The 17,248-nt window shown below is 61.6% G+C and carries 15 protein-coding genes and 3 tRNA genes; 5 read left to right on the top strand and 13 right to left on the bottom strand.

Translation table 11 applies throughout. The features are described 5' to 3' along the window. Window positions 1-25: 25 nt before the first annotated feature. Both SPISAL_RS04080 and SPISAL_RS04075 read right to left on the bottom strand, forming a co-directional pair. Window positions 26-1,612, bottom strand: coding sequence for a peptide chain release factor 3 (locus SPISAL_RS04080; protein ID WP_016353199.1), 1,587 nt, complete (start codon window positions 1,610-1,612; stop codon window positions 26-28). A 76-nt stretch (window positions 1,613-1,688) separates the two neighbouring features. Continuing rightward, entirely contained in the window at window positions 1,689-2,864 is a 1,176-nt protein-coding gene (locus SPISAL_RS04075) for a hypothetical protein (protein ID WP_016353198.1), read from the bottom strand. A 252-nt stretch (window positions 2,865-3,116) separates the two neighbouring features. Between SPISAL_RS04075 and SPISAL_RS04070 the strand changes: the two genes are divergently transcribed. The 4 genes from SPISAL_RS04070 to fabB all read left to right on the top strand — a co-directional run bounded on the left by SPISAL_RS04070 (window position 3,117) and on the right by fabB (window position 7,298). Next, entirely contained in the window at window positions 3,117-3,572 is a 456-nt protein-coding gene (locus SPISAL_RS04070) for a YcgN family cysteine cluster protein (RefSeq protein WP_016353197.1), read from the top strand. After that, window positions 3,563-5,452: a 1-deoxy-D-xylulose-5-phosphate synthase gene (dxs, locus tag SPISAL_RS04065; RefSeq protein ID WP_016353196.1), complete on the top strand. Its 1,890-nt coding sequence runs from the start codon at window positions 3,563-3,565 to the stop codon at window positions 5,450-5,452. The genes SPISAL_RS04070 and dxs overlap by 10 nt, the downstream gene beginning before the upstream one ends. A 91-nt stretch (window positions 5,453-5,543) precedes the next feature. Beyond that, entirely contained in the window at window positions 5,544-6,062 is a 519-nt protein-coding gene (fabA, locus tag SPISAL_RS04060) for a bifunctional 3-hydroxydecanoyl-ACP dehydratase/trans-2-decenoyl-ACP isomerase (protein ID WP_016353195.1), read from the top strand. Between the two features lie 12 nt (window positions 6,063-6,074). After that, window positions 6,075-7,298 (top strand): beta-ketoacyl-ACP synthase I, encoded by a 1,224-nt coding sequence (gene fabB / locus SPISAL_RS04055; RefSeq protein WP_016353194.1) that lies wholly within the window; start codon window positions 6,075-6,077, stop codon window positions 7,296-7,298. A gap of 15 nt (window positions 7,299-7,313) precedes the next feature. On the opposite strand, the gene folM is transcribed toward fabB, so the two are convergent. The 7 genes from folM to SPISAL_RS04020 all read right to left on the bottom strand — a co-directional run bounded on the left by folM (window position 7,314) and on the right by SPISAL_RS04020 (window position 12,228). Beyond that, on the bottom strand, window positions 7,314-8,021 hold the full coding sequence (folM, locus tag SPISAL_RS04050; protein WP_016353193.1) for a dihydromonapterin reductase: 708 nt from the start codon (window positions 8,019-8,021) through the stop codon (window positions 7,314-7,316). A 35-nt stretch (window positions 8,022-8,056) separates the two neighbouring features. Continuing rightward, window positions 8,057-8,141 (bottom strand) — tRNA-Leu (locus SPISAL_RS04045). Window positions 8,142-8,148: 7 nt separating this feature from the next. Next, window positions 8,149-8,222 (bottom strand) — tRNA-Cys (locus SPISAL_RS04040). A 103-nt stretch (window positions 8,223-8,325) separates the two neighbouring features. After that, a tRNA-Gly gene (locus SPISAL_RS04035) sits at window positions 8,326-8,401 on the bottom strand. Window positions 8,402-8,437: 36 nt separating this feature from the next. Then, window positions 8,438-9,001 carry a CDP-diacylglycerol--glycerol-3-phosphate 3-phosphatidyltransferase gene (gene pgsA, locus SPISAL_RS04030; protein WP_016353192.1) on the bottom strand — a complete coding sequence of 188 codons (564 nt, stop codon included), beginning with the start codon at window positions 8,999-9,001 and terminating at the stop codon, window positions 8,438-8,440. A gap of 13 nt (window positions 9,002-9,014) precedes the next feature. Then, entirely contained in the window at window positions 9,015-10,829 is a 1,815-nt protein-coding gene (uvrC, locus tag SPISAL_RS04025) for an excinuclease ABC subunit UvrC (protein ID WP_016353191.1), read from the bottom strand. Between the two features lie 4 nt (window positions 10,830-10,833). After that, the gene (locus tag SPISAL_RS04020) at window positions 10,834-12,228 is read right to left on the bottom strand and encodes a class II fumarate hydratase (protein WP_041389579.1); all 1,395 of its coding nucleotides are present in this window, start codon (window positions 12,226-12,228) and stop codon (window positions 10,834-10,836) included. A gap of 57 nt (window positions 12,229-12,285) precedes the next feature. Here SPISAL_RS04020 and purB point away from each other — a divergent pair, with 57 nt between their 5' ends. Further along, the gene (gene purB, locus SPISAL_RS04015; RefSeq protein ID WP_016353189.1) at window positions 12,286-13,668 is read left to right on the top strand and encodes an adenylosuccinate lyase; all 1,383 of its coding nucleotides are present in this window, start codon (window positions 12,286-12,288) and stop codon (window positions 13,666-13,668) included. Here purB and SPISAL_RS04010 read toward each other — a convergent pair. Genes SPISAL_RS04010 through cysM form a run of 4 tightly spaced genes read right to left on the bottom strand, consistent with a single transcriptional unit; the run spans window position 13,601 to window position 17,239 of the window. Beyond that, window positions 13,601-14,227, bottom strand: a complete 627-nt coding sequence (locus SPISAL_RS04010) for an NUDIX domain-containing protein (RefSeq protein WP_016353188.1) — start codon at window positions 14,225-14,227, stop codon at window positions 13,601-13,603. The genes purB and SPISAL_RS04010 overlap by 68 nt on opposite strands. Window positions 14,228-14,239: 12 nt before the next feature. Continuing rightward, window positions 14,240-15,574, bottom strand: coding sequence for a 23S rRNA (uracil(1939)-C(5))-methyltransferase RlmD (rlmD, locus tag SPISAL_RS04005; RefSeq protein ID WP_041389201.1), 1,335 nt, complete (start codon window positions 15,572-15,574; stop codon window positions 14,240-14,242). Window positions 15,575-15,578: 4 nt separating this feature from the next. Continuing rightward, on the bottom strand, window positions 15,579-16,349 hold the full coding sequence (locus SPISAL_RS04000) for a 3'-5' exonuclease (protein ID WP_016353186.1): 771 nt from the start codon (window positions 16,347-16,349) through the stop codon (window positions 15,579-15,581). Next, complete coding sequence (gene cysM / locus SPISAL_RS03995; RefSeq protein ID WP_016353185.1) at window positions 16,346-17,239, bottom strand: cysteine synthase CysM; 894 nt, start codon at window positions 17,237-17,239, stop codon at window positions 16,346-16,348. The genes SPISAL_RS04000 and cysM overlap by 4 nt, the downstream gene beginning before the upstream one ends. Window positions 17,240-17,248 lie beyond the last annotated feature (9 nt).

Raw genomic sequence — 17,248 nt, 5'->3', positions numbered from 1 at the left:
CGCTAGCGCCTGGTAACTGGACCCGTTAGTGTTCCCGCGTGGCCCGAAACTCGATATCGGGCCAGCGCTCTTCGGTTAGCTGCAAGTTCACCCTTGACGGCGCGATGTAGGCCAGTGCGCCAGACACGTCCTCAGCCAGATTTTCTGCCTGGCGATCGCGGAACTGGGCCAAGCGCTTTTCATCGTCGGAATAAACCCAGCGAGCGGTGGTTACTCCCACAGGCTCGAACTGACAATCCACCCCGTACTCGTTCTTAAGGCGGAACGCCACCACATCAAACTGCAGTGCGCCAACTGCGCCCACAATCAAGTCATTGTTGGTCAACGGCCGGAAAAGTTGGGAGGCCCCCTCTTCACACAGCTCGACAAGACCCTTCTGCAAGGCCTTCATTCGCATCGGATCTTTGAGTACGGCGCGACGGAAAAGCTCAGGGGCGAAATTGGGGATCCCGGCAAACTTGAGGGTCTCTCCCTGTGTAAACGTGTCTCCGATCTGAATGGTGCCGTGGTTATGCAGCCCAATGATGTCGCCGGGATAGGCCGTCTCCACATGATCGCGATCTGAGGCCAGAAAGGTAATGGCATTGGCAATGCGCACATCTTTTCCGATGCGCGCATGCCGAAGCTTCATCCCGCGCTCGAACGCACCGGAGCAGATGCGCATGAACGCGATCCGATCCCGATGATTCGGGTCCATGTTGGCCTGGATCTTGAAGACAAAGCCGCTGAGCTGCGCCTCCTCCGGCTGAACCGCCCGATCCTCCGACTCCCGTGGTTGTGGTGACGGGGCGTGTTGTACAAAGCGATCCAGCAGCTCCTGTAGACCGAAATTGTTGATTGCCGAGCCAAAGAAAACCGGCGTCAGTTCACCGGCCAGATAAGCGGCCTCATCAAAGGCGTTACCGGCTTCCTGCAAAAGCTCCACTTCGTCGCGCAACTCGTCTGCCTGATCACCAAGGACTTCATCCAGCCGCGCGTTATCCAGCCCCTCAATCACCTCCCCCTGCTGAATGCCACCCTTGTGGTGGGCTTCATACAGATGAACGCGATTATCCAAAAGGTGAAAGACACCGCGAAAGCGCTTGCCCATGCCAATGGGCCAGGTCACCGGGGCACAACGGATCTTCAGGATCCGCTCTACCTCGTCCATCAGGTCCATCGGGTCGCGGCCCTCCCGATCCAGTTTGTTCATGAACGTCATGATCGGGGTCGTTCGCAGTCGGCAGACATCCATCAATTTGACGGTCCGCTCCTCGACCCCTTTCGCGGCATCGATCACCATCAAGGCAGAGTCCACGGCCGTCAGGGTCCGGTAGGTGTCCTCGGAAAAGTCCGCATGCCCTGGGGTATCGAGTAGGTTCACGACCTCGTCACGATAGGGAAACTGCATGACGGAGGAGGTCACCGAGATACCGCGCTCTTTCTCGAGCTCCATCCAGTCGGAGGTTGCGTGTCGGTCGGATTTGCGGCCCTTGACGGTGCCCGCAAGCTGAATGGCGCCACCGTAGAGGAGCAGTTTTTCCGTGACGGTCGTCTTGCCCGCGTCCGGATGCGAGATGATGGCAAAGGTCCGACGCCGATGGGCTTCGGTAGCAATGTTCTGTGCGGCCATGAAAACCTGATTGGTGGAGACAAAAAAGCGCCGATGGATCACTCCACCGGCGCTCTATGATACCGCCTGGGCGGTGTTAGTCGACCGAGAGTATCTTGATCGTGCCAGAAGGCTCCGAGTTCAGTGCGTCGACCGGCCCCTGTTTCGAGGACATCACGGTTCCCTCGTTACCGAACCGATCCACCACAGTCGCCACAGCTCGCACCTGGAGCCCCCGAATGTCGCTGGTCATCTCCAATCGACCATCGGGCGACTCATCCAGACGTTGCCACATCTGACCGTCGGCAGAGGATTCCCATACCAGCGTGATGTTCGCGATGCCGTCGCGATCGCTCAGTCCGCTGGGGTCTGCCCGGAGCGATTTGCCCACCAGTGCCTCGCCAGTTACCACGAGGTCCCCCTGAACTGAGTCATTCACATTTTCGATGGGATCGGTAGCGGCACTGTTCACCCGCTCTTCCGCACCATAACCATCGGTGTACTCGATTACGGCACGCAGATATTGGCCCACTTCCCGCTGCGACAACGTGACAGAATCATCTCGCCACTCATCTGCGCGATGTCGGGCCCAACGCTCGCCGTCTGCGGAAATTTCCCAGGAATACTCAAGGGATCCAAGCCCGTCCTCATCCCGAATATCGCTGGTGTCCGCCTTTAGCGTTTCGTACTCACGTTGAATTCCCAACACTTCCAACTCGCCTGTCGGCGCGTCGTTCACGTTACGCACCGGCGGTGTTGGCTCGGTCAGTACTGACTCAAGATTGCCGAGACCGTCCTTGTACTCGATGCTGACCCGAAGCTGATTACCGACGTGACGCTGACGAGGAGTGAAGCCGTTCGACCGGGCGCCCTCAATGTTGGTCCAGCGGCCGCGGTTATCGTCGTATTCTTCCCACTGCAGCGATAGATCACCGATTCCATCGGCATCGGTAAGCCCCGACAGGTCGATAATCAGGGGAACATCTTCCTGCGGCCCTTCCGCATCTGTATCAGTTGGCGCCTGAGAAGGCTCTGCGTCTTCGCTTTCACGCGCTCTCAGTCCAGTGCGGGAACCGCTCTCCGAGCTAGCCCCGTCGCGCCGCGTTTCACCCTGTGGCTCTGGGCTGGCGCTCGCTGTTGAACCGCTGTCCGCGTCGCTCTGTGCCTCCGAGGATTCCAACGCGTCTTCAATATCTTCGATATTGCCGCCGGCAAACGACACGCAGGCTGTTACCAGCGGCACGACGGCCAATAACTGCGCCAGTCTGTTCAAATTCCTCATATCCCCACCAGCCGGAGTGAATTCTCGGCTTTTCTGTTTTGCTGACCCTGGCAGATACTAATTGCACTCTCATGAATAGGCAATGCAAACTTTCCGGTAGACTGCGACCCTGGGCAACTTCCGATCACACCACCGCAATACATGCCTGCTCATCGCCTGGCGCTAGAAAAGGCTACGTGTCGGCCGAGGGCATTATCGTCCAATGACGGTGCAACATTGGCATGGTGGTCGTATAATTAGCGTATGCACGACGCATCCACTCCCTTTTGGCACCGCAAAACCCTTGCGGAGATGTCGTGGCCTGAGTGGGAGGCCCTCTGTGATGGCTGTGGGCAGTGCTGTCGCCATCGTCTGGAAGACGCCGATACGGGGGCGATCTACCCCACCACGGTCAGCTGTCAGCTACTGAACACGCACACCTGCCAGTGCAGCGACTACGCCAACCGCCACGCGACGGTGCCCGATTGCATCCAGTTAACGGTCGAAAAGGTTGCCGAAGCGCGCTGGCTCCCGGAAACTTGTGCTTACAGAAGGATTGCCGAAGGCAAAGGACTGGCCTGGTGGCATCCGCTGGTCTCGGGTGACCCGCAAACAGTTCACGAAGCCGGCGTATCGGTGCAGGGCGAGCTCACCAGTGAGCGGAACCTGCCCACGGGCGCTGAGCTCGAAGATTACATGGAGGAGTCGGAATGGACATGAGTGCCTACCCTTTGCTTGAAGGCATCGATGAGCCGGCTCACCTGCGCGAACTGCCAGAAGGCCAACTGCCTCGGCTGGCCAGTCAGCTACGCGAATACTTATTAGCGAGCGTAGCGCGCTCCGGTGGACATCTCGCTGCCGGTCTTGGGGCAGTGGAACTCACCGTCGCCCTGCACTATGTCCTCGACACACCGTTTGATCGACTGGTCTGGGATGTCGGCCATCAGTGTTATCCCCACAAAATCCTGACCGGGCGGCGCAGGGAAATCGGCCGTATCCGCAAGGTCGACGGCCCCGCTGGCTTCCCCAGCCGCGATGAGAGTGTTTATGACACTTTCGGCGTGGGCCACTCCAGCACCTCCATCAGCGCGGCGCTCGGTATGGCGCTCGCAAGCAGCAACCAGGACATCACCCGCAAAACCTGCGCGGTGATCGGTGATGGTGGACTCACCGCGGGTGAGGCCTTCGAAGCCCTGAACCACGCCGGCGACGTGCGCCCTGATCTGTTGGTAATCCTGAACGACAACGAAATGTCGATTTCCGAGAATGTCGGCGCGCTGAACAAGACCTTCGCGCGCTTACTCTCCGGCGGGGTGTACGGCAATGTCCGCGAAGAGGCCAAAAACATGCTTGAGCGCATGCCTGGGCCCATGCGGGAGTTTGCGAAACGCGCGGAGGAGCACGTCAAAGGCATGCTAGTGCCGGGAACGTTCTTTGAGGAGCTCGGCTTTCAGTATTTTGGGCCAGTCGACGGCCATGACCTGGACGAACTCATCCCGGTCCTGCAGCGGCTGCGCGAGCTCGACGGCCCGCGGATCCTTCACTGCGTCACCCGCAAGGGCAAAGGCTACGCCCGGGCTGAGGCCAACCCCATCGCCTACCATGGCGTAAAGGCCTTCGACCCGGCGGCCGGGCTTAAGGCCTCCAATGAAGCCGCGCCGTTGAACTACACTGATGTCTTTAGTCAGTGGCTGTGCGATATCGCCAAGGCAGACGAGCGCGTCTGGGGCATTACCCCCGCTATGCGCGAGGGATCCGGTCTGGTGGACTTCGCCAATCAGTATCCCGAGCGCTATCTCGATACCGCCATCGCCGAGCAGCATGCGGTGACGCTGGCCGCGGGCCTCGCCTGCGAGGGTGAAAAGCCCGTTCTCGCGATCTACTCCACGTTCCTGCAGCGCGGGTACGACCAGCTGATCCACGATGTCACGCTACAGAACCTGCCGGTCGTGTTTGCACTTGACCGGGCTGGCCTTGTCGGCGCGGACGGCGCTACGCACCAGGGCGCATTCGATTTCAGTTTCATGCGTTGTCTGCCGAACATGACGGTTATGGCGCCTGCCGATGAGCGGGAGTGCCGGCAGATGCTCTCGACGGCCATTAGCCTCGATGGGCCGAGTTCGGTGCGTTATCCCAAGGGTCGTGGCCCGGGCACCATGCCGGACGAGAGCCTCGAAGGCCTGCCCGTCGGGCAAGCCGAAGTGCGGCGGCGCGGCGAAGGCGTTGCGCTCCTCGCCTTCGGCAGCATGGTAGCCCCCGCCGAGGCCGTGGGTGAGGCATTAAACGCCACGGTGGTGAACATGCGGTTTGTGCGGCCATTAGATGAAGACTGCCTACGCGAGATCGCCGAGACGCATGCGCAGCTCATCACCCTCGAGGAAAATGTGGTGGCTGGCGGCGCCGGCTCGGCCGTGGCCGAGGCGCTCGCGCGTCTCAATATCCAGCTCCCGATATTGCACATCGGCTTGCCCGACACCTACGTCCAGCATGGTGAGCGCGATGAACAGCTCGAAATGGTGGGCCTGGATACCACAGGGATCCATCAGCGGATAACGACCTGGCTGGGCCATGAAGTTGCCAGTACGCTCGTGAGCGATTAGTGTTCCGCCCCTTGATCAAGCCCTTCCCGAAACGCCGCCGCTTCCCGGCATGTCAGGGCCATGCGAATGGGCCAGCGGCTTGCGGATACTCATGAATCAGAAATCTAGCTATAACTATGACGAGCTGCTGGCCTGCGGGCATGGCGAACTTTTTGGCCCGGGTAACCCCCAGCTCCCGGTCCCCAACATGCTCATGTTCGATGCGATTACGCACATCGACGAGGATAGCGGGGAATTCGAGAAAGGCCTGGTGACAGCGGAGCTCAAGGTTCATCCCGAGCTCTGGTTTTTCGGCTGTCACTTCCCCGGCGACCCGGTCATGCCTGGCTGCCTGGGCCTGGACGCCCTCTGGCAGCTACTGGGTTTTTACCTGGGCTGGATTGGGGGAACGGGCAAGGGCCGCGCGCTGGGCTGCGGCGAGGTGAAGTTCACCGGCCAGATCCTTCCGGATAACGCGAATGTAAAATATCAATTGGATATTAAGCGGGTAATACGTCGACGCCTGTACATGGGCATTGCCGATGGTCAGGTTGAAGTCGATGGCAATGTGATCTATCGCGCCATGGACCTGCGCGTTGGGTTATTTCAAAATCCGCAGGATGCGTTGTAGGAGGATTTGACCTTGCGAAGAGTGGTTGTCACGGGGATGGGTATCGTCTCCTGCCTGGGTAATGATCCGGCCACCGTCACCCGAGCCCTTCGAGAGGGCCGCTCGGGCATTACCGGTCGCGAGGCCTATGCCGAAATGGGGCTGCGCAGCCAAATTGCCGCCGGCCCGGACGTCGATCTGGATGCCGCCGTGCCGCGGCGCGCCAGGCGTTTCATGGGCGATGCCGCCGGCTACGCCTATTTGGCAATGGAGCAGGCAATCCAGCAGTCCGGCTTAGCACCAGAAAAGGTGTCTGACCCGCGAACCGGGCTCATCGTCGGCTCTGGCGGCGCATCGACAGAAAACGTCGTCAAAGCCACTGACATTCTCCGGGAGCGCGGCGTCCGCAAAATCGGGGCGTTTGCTGTGCCCAAGGTGATGGGCAGCACGACGTCGGCCTGCTTGGCGACGCCGTTTGGCATCAAGGGCGTTAACTACAGCATCTCTTCAGCCTGCGCGACCAGTGCGCACTGCATCGGTGCCGCGATGGAGCAAATCCAGCTTGGCAAACAGGATGTGGTCTTTGCCGGTGGCGGCGAAGAAGAGCACTGGAGCCTGACCATGCTCTTTGATGCCATGGGTGCGCTCTCCACCCAGTACAACGAAACGCCAGCGCGGGCATCCCGCCCCTTTGATCGGGACCGAGATGGGTTCGTCATTGCTGGCGGGGCCGGCATGCTGGTGCTCGAGTCGTTGGAACACGCCGAGGCGCGCGGCGCTGAGATCCTGGCCGAACTCGTGGGATACGGCGCCACGTCTGATGGCTACGACATGGTCGCGCCTTCCGGCGAGGGCGCGGAGCGCTGCGTGAACCAGGCGTTGCAAATGGCCGAGGCTGGCACGGATCAAGCCGTGGACTACATCAATGCCCACGGCACCAGTACGCCGGCGGGAGATATTACTGAGTTGCGTGCCTTGCAGGCGGTCTTTGGCAACGCCCTGCCTCCGGTGAGCTCAACCAAATCGCTCACCGGCCACTCCCTGGGCGCCGCGGGCGTCCAGGAGGCGATTTATGCACTGCTGATGATGCAGGGCAATTTCATTGCCGGCACAGCCAATGTCGAGCATCTGGATGAGGATGCCGAGGGGCTTTCCGTTGTGACTGAGACGCGAGAAAACCAGTCGCTGGATCTGGTCATCAGCAACAGCTTCGGCTTTGGTGGCACCAACGCAACCCTGGCATTCAAGCGCTTCTAGGGCGTCGCTGATCGCTCAGACGAGCGGTCGGCCGCCGTCAAGCCCGATGCTGCGGCCGGTGATATAGCGGTTATCGAGCAGGAATTGCAGCGTCTGGACGGCCGCAGCCTCCCCTGGTGCGATGCCGAGCAGGGATTTCTTGAGCGTTTTCTCGCGGTACGCCTCGCTATCCCCCTCGTTGAACATGATGAGCGAGGGCGCCACGCTGTTCACTTTCACGTTGGGTGCCAGCAGCCGCGAGAAAGACCGAGTCAGGTTGTCCAGCGCCGCTTTACTCGCGGCATAGGCAATGTGCTTCGCGCTGCCTTTCTCCACGACGTAGTCCGTCATGTGAACGATATCGGTGGTGGCACCGCTGTTCTCAAGCAAGTGCCGACAGGCCAGGTTAATGCGGTAGGGCGTCATGCTGTGTATCTGCATCATGGACGCCATCACCTCGGCCGGGTCCGAATCGGCGCGCTCGGGCATCCAGTCGGATGCGTTGTGGATGATGGCCCGCAACGTGGCCGTTTCTTGTTTAAGCGTGTCGATGAACGCGTCAATGCCCTCGTTGGTCGCAAAGTCAGCGTGAATGCACCGGGCCCCCGCCGCTTTTAGTGTCTCCACGGCAGGCCGAAGGGTGCGGTAGGTCGCAATCACCGGGGTATTGTTTTCCAGGCAGTGCATGGCAAAGGCGAGCCCGATGCGCTGACTGGCACCAGTGATCAGAATGGGTGAAGCCATTAGATGCTCCGGTGAAAAGAGACCGCTTGGAAAAGTGGTGCCCGGAGTGGGACTCGAACCCACACGGCCTAAGCCTCGGGATTTTAAGTCCCGTGCGTCTACCAGTTCCGCCATCCGGGCATGGATCTGGAGGCTAGGGCCGGAATCGAACCGGCGTACACGGCTTTGCAGGCCGCTGCATCACCACTCTGCCACCTAGCCGATACAGGCTGCCAAGGATAGCAACCTTTCGGTGCCAATAGTGAAGCCACGCCCATCGGGCGGGCACAAAAAACCCCGACCGAACCCGATCGGGGTGGAATTCTGGAGCGGGAAACGAGACTCGAACTCGCGACCCCAACCTTGGCAAGGTTGTGCTCTACCAACTGAGCTATTCCCGCGTCAGACCCGCTATTCTAGTGCGAGCCGCTTTGCTGTCAACCCGAAAGACCCTCAACCCGCCGGATCGCCGCGTTCAGATACAACACCATGGAATACAGCGTGAGCGCGGCCGCGATGTACAACAGTCCCAGTCCCACACCCCACACCGGGAAGCCATTGAACTCGTGCCGGTAGAGCAGCAAAACGATCGCGACCATCTGTGCGGCCGTCTTCAGCTTGCCGGCCATCCCAACTGCGACGCTGGAGCGAAGCCCGAGTTCGGCCATCCACTCACGCAACGCGGACACAGCAATTTCACGGCCAATAATGACGGCTGCCGGGACCGCCATCCAGGCGGTGGGTGTCTCAACGACAACGATGATCAGGGCGATCGCCACAATGAGTTTGTCGGCCACCGGATCAAGAAAGGCACCAAAGGCCGAAATCTGGTTCCAGCGCCGCGCAAGGTAGCCATCCAGCCAGTCGGTAAGACTTGCCAGTGCGAACACCGCCGCTGCCGCGCTGTTGGCCCACGGCGCGGGCAAGAGAAACAGCAGACCCAGCACGGGGATCATCGCGATCCGCAGCCAAGTCAGGATGTTGGGTAAGGTCATCTCCATGGCGCAGAGCCTATCACGCGCCGCCATTAAGGTAGCCGTGAATGCGCTCGGCGAGCGCACGGCTGATGCCAGGCACCCGCTCAAGGTCTTCGACTCCGGCCCGTTTCATGCCTTTCAGTCCGCCAAATTGCTGCATGAGGGCCTGGCGCCGTTTTGGGCCCAGTCCGCCAATCTCCTCCAGACTGGAGGTTGTCCGCGACTTACCGCGCCGATTGCGATGGCCCGTGATCGCAAACCGATGGGCCTCGTCTCGCGCCTGCTGGAGCAAATGCAGCGCTGGCGACTCGGGCGCCAGGCGAATGTCTTCGGGCTGGCCCGCGATCAGCAGCACTTCCTCACCCGCGCGCCGGCGCGGTCCCTTGGCGATGCCTACCGGCAGGATCATGTCGAGCTGGAGATCCTCCAGGACATTTTCAGCCTGTTTAAGCTGGCCCTCTCCCCCATCGATCAAAAGCAGGTCAGGCGGCGTCCCTTCACCCTCTTTCACCCGCCGATAGCGCCGCTCCAGGGCCTGGTGCATCGCGGCGTAGTCGTCGCCCCCCGTGACGCCCTCGATATTAAAGCGACGATAGTCATCCTTGATGGGGCCTTCGCGACCAAAGACGACGCAGGAGGCCACCGTCGCTTCACCCTGTGTGTGGCTGATGTCGAAGCATTCAATGCGCTCGGGAATCTCATCAAGCCCAAGGGCCTGCTGGAGATCCTCGAATCGCCGCTCCATGATCGCCTCACTGTTCATTCTGGCACTCAGCGCGTGCTCGGCATTGCGCTCAGCCATCTCCATCCAACGCCGGCGCTCGCCACGCAGACGCGATGAAACCCGCACTCGATGTCCGGCATCGTGACTGAGGGCCTCTTCAAGCACTTCGCTATCCGGTAGGGCATGGCTCACCAACAGTTCCGCCGGGGTCTCGCGGCCAAGGTAATGTCGGGCGATGAAGCTGTAGATCAGTTCCTCGGTGTCGGTATCGGGGGGTGCTTTGGGAAAGTAGGTCTGGTTACCCAGATTACGCCCATCCCGAATCACAAAGACCTGCACACAGGCCAAGTTCTCGCGCGTGCGACAGGCGATGACATCGACATCCCCCTTGGCGCCCGCCACGTACTGCCGCTCCTGGATTCGCCGCAGGCTGCTGATGCGGTCACGCAGGCGCGCCGCCTGCTCGAACTGCAGATCTTCAGCGGCCTGCTCCATGCGGCCCACGAGCTCGTCGACCACCTCGTTGCTCTGGCCCGAGAGAAACATCTCCACATGGCGGACATCCCGAGCGTAGTCCGCCTGGCTGACGAGCCCCACGCAAGGGGCCGTACAGCGGCTAATCTGATGTTGCAGACAGGGCCGCGAGCGGTGCCGGTAGAAGCTGTCGCGGCACTGGCGCACCGGGAAGACCTTCTGGAGGTGATTCAGCGTCTCGCGCACCGCCCCGGAGGACGGGAACGGTCCGAAGGTCTGGCCCTCCGTCTTGCGCTGCCCGCGGTGGAAACTCAACCGCGGAAAGTCCTGCTGCGTTGAGAGATGAATGTACGGATAGCTCTTGTCATCGCGCAGCAGCACGTTGTAGCGAGGCCGGTGCTCCTTAATGAGATTGTTCTCAAGGATGAGGGCCTCGGCCTCGGTATGGGTCACAGTGACCTGCAGATCCGCCACTTGGCTGACGAGCGCCTGCGTCTTGGCGTTGTGCGCCCCCTTACGGAAATAACTCGATACGCGGCGCTTGAGTTGACGGGCCTTGCCGACGTAAATCACCGCCCCCGAGGCGTCCATCATCCGATAGACGCCTGGCGCGGTGGGGAGGTGCTTGAGAACGGCGTCCGCGTCGAATGCCATACGCCTAGTCTGCTCCAGGAATCCCCCCGGCCGTGAGCGCCCGGGGATCAAGCAACCGTGCCAGATCCTCGTCAGAGAGGTCGGTCATCTCCTGGGCAAGCTCCATGAGCGGCCGGCCCTCGGCATACGCGCGCTTGGCGATTTTTGCGCCAAGTTCGTAACCAATCACTGTATTCAGTGCCGTGACGAGAATCGGATTCCGACCCAGGGCGGCCTCAAGCCGGTCTTGATTCACTGAAAACCCGGCTACCGCCCGGTCCGCCAGGGCACGGGCACCATTGGCGAGCAAGCCAATGCTCTGAAGCAAGTTATGTGCAACCAGCGGCAGCATCACGTTGAGCTGGAAGTTGCCGGACTGCCCAGCCACCGTGATGGTGGTGTCATTGCCGATCACCTGCGCGGCCACCTGGGCCACGGCTTCAGGAATCACCGGATTCACTTTGCCCGGCATGATGCTACTGCCCGGCTGCAGCGCCGGCAGGGCGATCTCACCGAGGCCAGCCAGCGGTCCCGAGTTCATCCAGCGCAGGTCATTGCTGATCTTCATCAGGCTGACCGCAACCACACGCAGCTGACCGGAGAGCTCGACCGCGGCATCCTGGGTACTCAGGCTCTCGAAGCGATTAGCGCTTTCCCGGAATGGCAGCCCGGTGCGCTTTGCCAGCGCCTCAGCCACCTGGCCACCAAACGCCGGCCGGGCATTGATGCCCGTCCCGACTGCGGTGCCACCCTGCGCCAAGGCATGCACCCGAGCGAGCGCATCACGAATCCGCGCCTCGCCCAACCGAATCTGATGGGCCCAGCCGCCCACTTCCTGGCCGAGACTGACGGGCATCGCATCCATCAAATGAGTCCGGCCTGTTGTGGTGATGCCCTCGAGCTCAACGGCGCGGGCCTCGAGGGTCTGCGCCAGATGCTCCAGCGCCGGTAGCAGCTCCTCGGCACAGGCCACCGAGGCGGAGACATGAATCGCCGTGGGGATCACGTCGTTGCTGCTCTGGCTCATGTTGACGTGGTCGTTCGGGTGCACCGTGCTGCCATGGCTGGCCGTTGCCAAATGGGCAATGACCTCGTTGGCATTCATGTTGCTGCTCGTCCCCGAACCGGTCTGAAAGACATCGACTGGGAACTGCGCATCATGCGCACCGCCAGCAACGGCCTCCGCAGCCGTCACAATGGCCTCCGCGGTCGCCGGCTCAAGGTCGCCGAGGTTGCGATTGGCCTCGGCACAGGCGGCCTTCACCAGCCCAAGGGCCTGGATAAAGCGCCGCGGCATCGCCAGGCCACTGATGCCGAAATTATCGACTGCCCGTTGCGTCTGGGCGCCATAGAGCGCATTCGCGGGCACCTGCAGCTCGCCCATGCTGTCTTTTTCTGTCCGCCACCCCTGCTCGCTCATCATCATCTCCCCGCTTCTAGTAAACTCATGGCTTTCTCATGTAATGGACCGGAGGCCATGGAGCTCAGCCAACTTACCGCGATCTCACCCATTGACGGGCGCTATGCGCGAAAAACCGAAGCCCTGCGGCCGCTGGTCAGCGAATTCGGGCTGATTCGACACCGCGTCCTTGTCGAGGTCGAGTGGCTTAAGGCCCTGGCGGCGGAGTCGGCAATTACCGAGGTCCCCGCGCTTAGCGACAGCGCCGCCCGCGCGCTGACGGCCATTGCCACGGAGTTCGACGACGCGAACGCCCAACGCGTCAAGGCCATCGAGGCCGTGACCAATCACGATGTCAAAGCCGTCGAGTACTTCATCAAAGAGTGCATGGCCGATCATGTCGAGCTCGCGCCGATTAGCGAGTTCGTTCACTTCGCCTGCACCTCCGAGGACATCAACAACCTCGCCTATGCGCTGATGCTCCGTCGTGCGCGAAATGATGTACTGCTCCCCGCGATTGATCAAATTATCGCACGACTCCGGGGGTTGGCGGCTCAGCATGCCGACACCCCCATGCTGGCCCGCACGCATGGCCAGCCCGCCTCACCCACCACGATGGGTAAGGAATTCGCCAATGTGGCGGCCCGCATGACCCGCCAGCGCAAGCAACTGGCCGCGAGCGCGATCCTCGGCAAGATCAACGGCGCAGTCGGTAATTTCAATGCCCATATTGCGGCATACCCAGAAATCGATTGGCAAGCGTTTTCAAAGCGTTATATCGAAAACCTAGGCCTGGACTGGAACCCCTACACCACCCAGATCGAGCCCCATGACGGCATTGCCGAGCTGTTTGACGCCCTGGCCCGAGTGAACACCATCGGCATCGATCTGGTGCGAGACCTGTGGGGCTACATCGCCTTCGGTTACTTCCGCCAGCAAACGGTTGAGGGAGAGGTTGGCTCATCAACCATGCCCCATAAAGTCAACCCAATCGACTTCGAAAACGCCGAGGGCAACTTCGGCCTGGCCAATGCCATCCTCGATCATCTGGGTCGTAAGCTCCCGGTCTCCCGCTGGCAGCGGGACCTCACCGATTCCACGGTGCTCCGGAACATCGGGGTCGGCCTTGCCCACGGTGTCATCGCCTACGAGGCCATGCTGCGTGGGCTCGACAAGCTCGCCGTCGACGAAGCCCGGCTTGCCCAGGACCTGGATGCCAACTGGGAGGTCCTTGCCGAGGCGATCCAAACCGTGATGCGTCGCTACGGCATCCCGGAGCCTTACGAGAAGCTCAAAACCCTCACGCGCGGCAAACGGGTCGATCAGCAGGCCCTCCAGGCCTTTGTCGATGACCTCGATCTGCCCGATGCGGTTCGCGCCGAACTCCGAGCGCTTACCCCGGCCCGTTATACGGGGCTCGCGGCGCAGCTCGCCAGCGGCTTTGCAGATGATCCCGATTAAGCGCGAGCCACTGCAGCGCGATAATGGGCATGGCCGCTTCGATGCCGCCCGTCTCGACCAGGGCGATAGCGGCGTCGGCCGACAAGATCTGTAGGCGAATGTCTTCGCCCTCATCCGGGTGGCCGTGACCATCCAGCCGCAGGTCTCGGCTGTCCACCGGCGCGCAGAATAACTGGACAGACTGCGAGGTTCCGCCTGGGCTCACCAGATAGCGGCAGATGGGCTCGAGCTCACCGAATTCACAGGCCGCCTCCTCCATGGCTTCGCGTCGGGCCACCTGCTCTGGTGACTCTCCAGGCTCGACAATGCCCGCCACCGTCTCGAGCAGCCAGGGATCAAATCCCGTATCGATGGCGCCGACGCGAAACTGCTCAACCAGGACGACCTGGTCCTCCCACGGATCATAGAGCAGCACACCCACCGCATCCCCGCGCTCGAAGCGCTCCCGGACCAGGGTTTCGCTCGTCCCACCGGCAAAGAGCGCGTGGCGCAGGGTAAATCGACTGACCTGAAAGAACCCGTCGTAGACGGTCTCGCGATCAATGATTTCGTAATCCATCGGGTAGCGCCTCTAAGTGCGGGTCAACAAAGCAATCGCCTCCGCATGCCCGGTGTGCGGGAACATATCCATCAGCCCCGCCTTGTCCAGACGATACCCGTGCTGATGGACGAGCTCCCCCACATCACGGGCCAGCGTTGCCGGGCCACAGGAGACATAGACGATGCGCTCCGGAGCCAGTCTGGCGATCGCGGGGAGAACCTCCAGCGCGCCGGAGCGCGGCGGATCCAGCAAAACCCGATCAATCGGACCGCCCAGGAAGGCGGCATCGGGCGTCATCGTTGTCAGATCAGCGGCCTCAAAGCGCACATTCTCGAGCCCATTGGCCGCGGCATTCTCTCGGCCCCGCTCGACGAGCGGCTCAGCCCCTTCCAGACCAATGACGGCCTGCGCCTCACGGGCAATGGGCAGGGTAAAATTACCGAGCCCACAGAACAGATCCAGCACCCGGGCGTCGGGCGTGATCTCTAGCAGCTCAAGTGCTAGCGGCACCATCTGCCGATTGATATCGGCATTAACTTGGGTGAAGTCAGTCGGGGCAAAAGCGAACCTCAGCCCGTAATCCGGCAGCGCGTAATGGACCCGCGTGTGCGCGTGGCCAACCGGGGCCACCGTCGACTCGTTGCCTGGCTGCTCAAAAATCAAAAAGCCATGGCGGTCACCGAACGCGATCAACGCGGCGCGATCGTCCGGGCTGAGTTCACGCAGGTTGCGAAAGACAAGGGCCACAGCCTCATCGCCCGCCGCCACCTCGATTTGTGCGATCCGGTCGGGGATGGATAAACCCCGCACCAGGCCAGCCAGCTCATCGAGGACTCGGCCCACGCGCTCATCCAGGATATGGCAGCTATCGATATCGGCCACATGGGGGCTGAAACGCTCACGAAAACCGACCAGAACCCGGTCATCTTTTCGCGGCACGTATTTCACGCCAAGCCGGGCCCGTCGCCGATAGCCCTGCGTCGGCCCAGTGAGTGCTGCAAGCCACTCAGCCGGGGTAACACCGCCCGTATTGGCCAGCAATTCGGCCAGCGCGGCTTGCTTATGGGCAATCTGGGCGCCGGGATCCATGTGCTGGAGACTGCAGCCACCGCAGATCCCAAAATGCGGGCACGGTGGCTCAACCCGACTGGCAGCTGGATGGCTAGTGATCTCTACGGCCTGCCCCTCTTCCTGCCGGCGACGCCGACGCTTGATCACCGCAGAGACCGTTTCTCCTGGCAGGGCACCCTGAATAAAGGCCGTTCGGCCATCGTGATGCGCAATGCCTCGCCCCTCATGGCTGATCCGCTCAACAGTCAGTGACACCGGCTCGGCCGGCAATCGGCGGCCCCGTCTCCCCCCCATACGGCTAGCCTTCCCAGGCTTCGAGAAACTGATCGAGATGCGGTTTACCGGCGTCCACCAATGCCTCGTGGACGCGCTGACAGGCCAGATCATAGCCATCGGCATCAACGGCACCGCGCATTAGCTCAAAGCGCAGCCAGAGCAAATAGGTATTCAGCACATCATGCTCGCAGTAGTCGCGCACGGCGCCGAAGTCGCCCTGCTCAATGGTCTCGCGCACCCGCGCACCGCTCATCCCGAGTTTGCCCGGCAGCCCACAGAGCGTGGCCACCTGATCGAGCGGCGCGACGGCTCGACCGGAATAACCGGCCAGCACGTCCATCAAATCGGTATGGCGGTCGTGGAAGCGGTTTTGGTAATTGTTGAACCGGAAATCGCGATCCTGGTCACCGGTCTCCCAGTACCGCGGGGCACTGATGCCATGGATGAGCGCACGGTAGTGGAGCACCGGCAAATCAAACCCACTGCCATTCCAGCTCACCAGCCGCGGGACATAACGCTCGATGCCCTCATAGAAGCGCTGGATGAGCTCAGCCTCGTCATCGCCCCCTTCACCCAGCGAGAACACCGTGAATTTATCGCCAATGAGCGCGGCAACCGAGATCACCACCACGCGATGCAGCGGCAGGCGCAGGAAATCGCTCCCATTCTCCTCGCGCCGCATTGCGAGTAGCGCCTCAGCGGCCTCATGGTCATCCAGCCCCTCAAGGCCGTGAAGTCGCCGACCACCCGCCACATCGGGAACGGTTTCAATGTCAAAGGCAAAGACGTTCATTGGTCTGGAAAGACCCCGCTTGAGAGATATCGATCCCCCCGGTCGCAGACAATGCTGACGATCGTGGCGTTTTCGACCTCTTTAGCGATCTGCAGGGCAGCCCAGAGCGTCCCACCACTGGAGATGCCGGCGAATATCCCCTCCTGTGCGGCGAGCTGCCGGGTGGTCTCTTCGGCCTCTTCCTGGCTGACCTCGATGATCCGATCGACGCGTGTCGGCTCGTAGATGCCGGGCAGATAGGCCTCGGGCCATTTCCGAATCCCGGGAATACTGGCGCCCTCGCGCGGCTGGGCGCCGATCACCTGAACGCCGGTGTCGTGCTCGCGCATGTACCGGGACACGCCCATGACCGTGCCCGTCGTGCCCATGGAGGCCACAAAATGCGTCACCTGGCCCTGGGTGTCGCGCCAGACCTCCGGGCCGGTGCCGGTATAGTGCGCGCCCCAGTTATCCGGATTGGCGAACTGATCGAGGACTCGACCCCGGCCCTCGGCCTGCATGCGCTGCGCGAGATCTCGCGCGCCTTCCATGCCCTCTTCCTTGCTCACCAGGATCAGCTCCGCACCATAGGCCCGCATGGAAGCCCGGCGCTCGGTGGTCATGTTCGCGGGCATAATCAGCACCATGCGGTAACCGCGCACGGCTGCCGCCATCGCAAGCGCTATGCCGGTGTTGCCGCTGGTCGCTTCGATCAGGGTATCGCCCGGCTGGATCTCGCCGCGTGCCTCCGCGCCGAGGATCATGTTCATCGCCGGGCGGTCTTTCACCGAGCCGGCGGGATTGTTGCCCTCGAGCTTGAGCAAGACAGTGTTCGAGCCGGTATCGGCAAGGCGCTGGAGGCGCACGAGTGGGGTATTGCCCACGCATTCACTAACGGTTGGATAGGCCATTCGCAAATT

This window comes from Spiribacter salinus M19-40 (assembly GCF_000319575.2).
Classification (GTDB): Bacteria; Pseudomonadota; Gammaproteobacteria; order Nitrococcales; family Nitrococcaceae; genus Spiribacter; species Spiribacter salinus.
The sequence above is the reverse complement of the archived record's forward strand: the minus strand, read 5'-3'. Positions and strand labels throughout refer to the sequence as shown.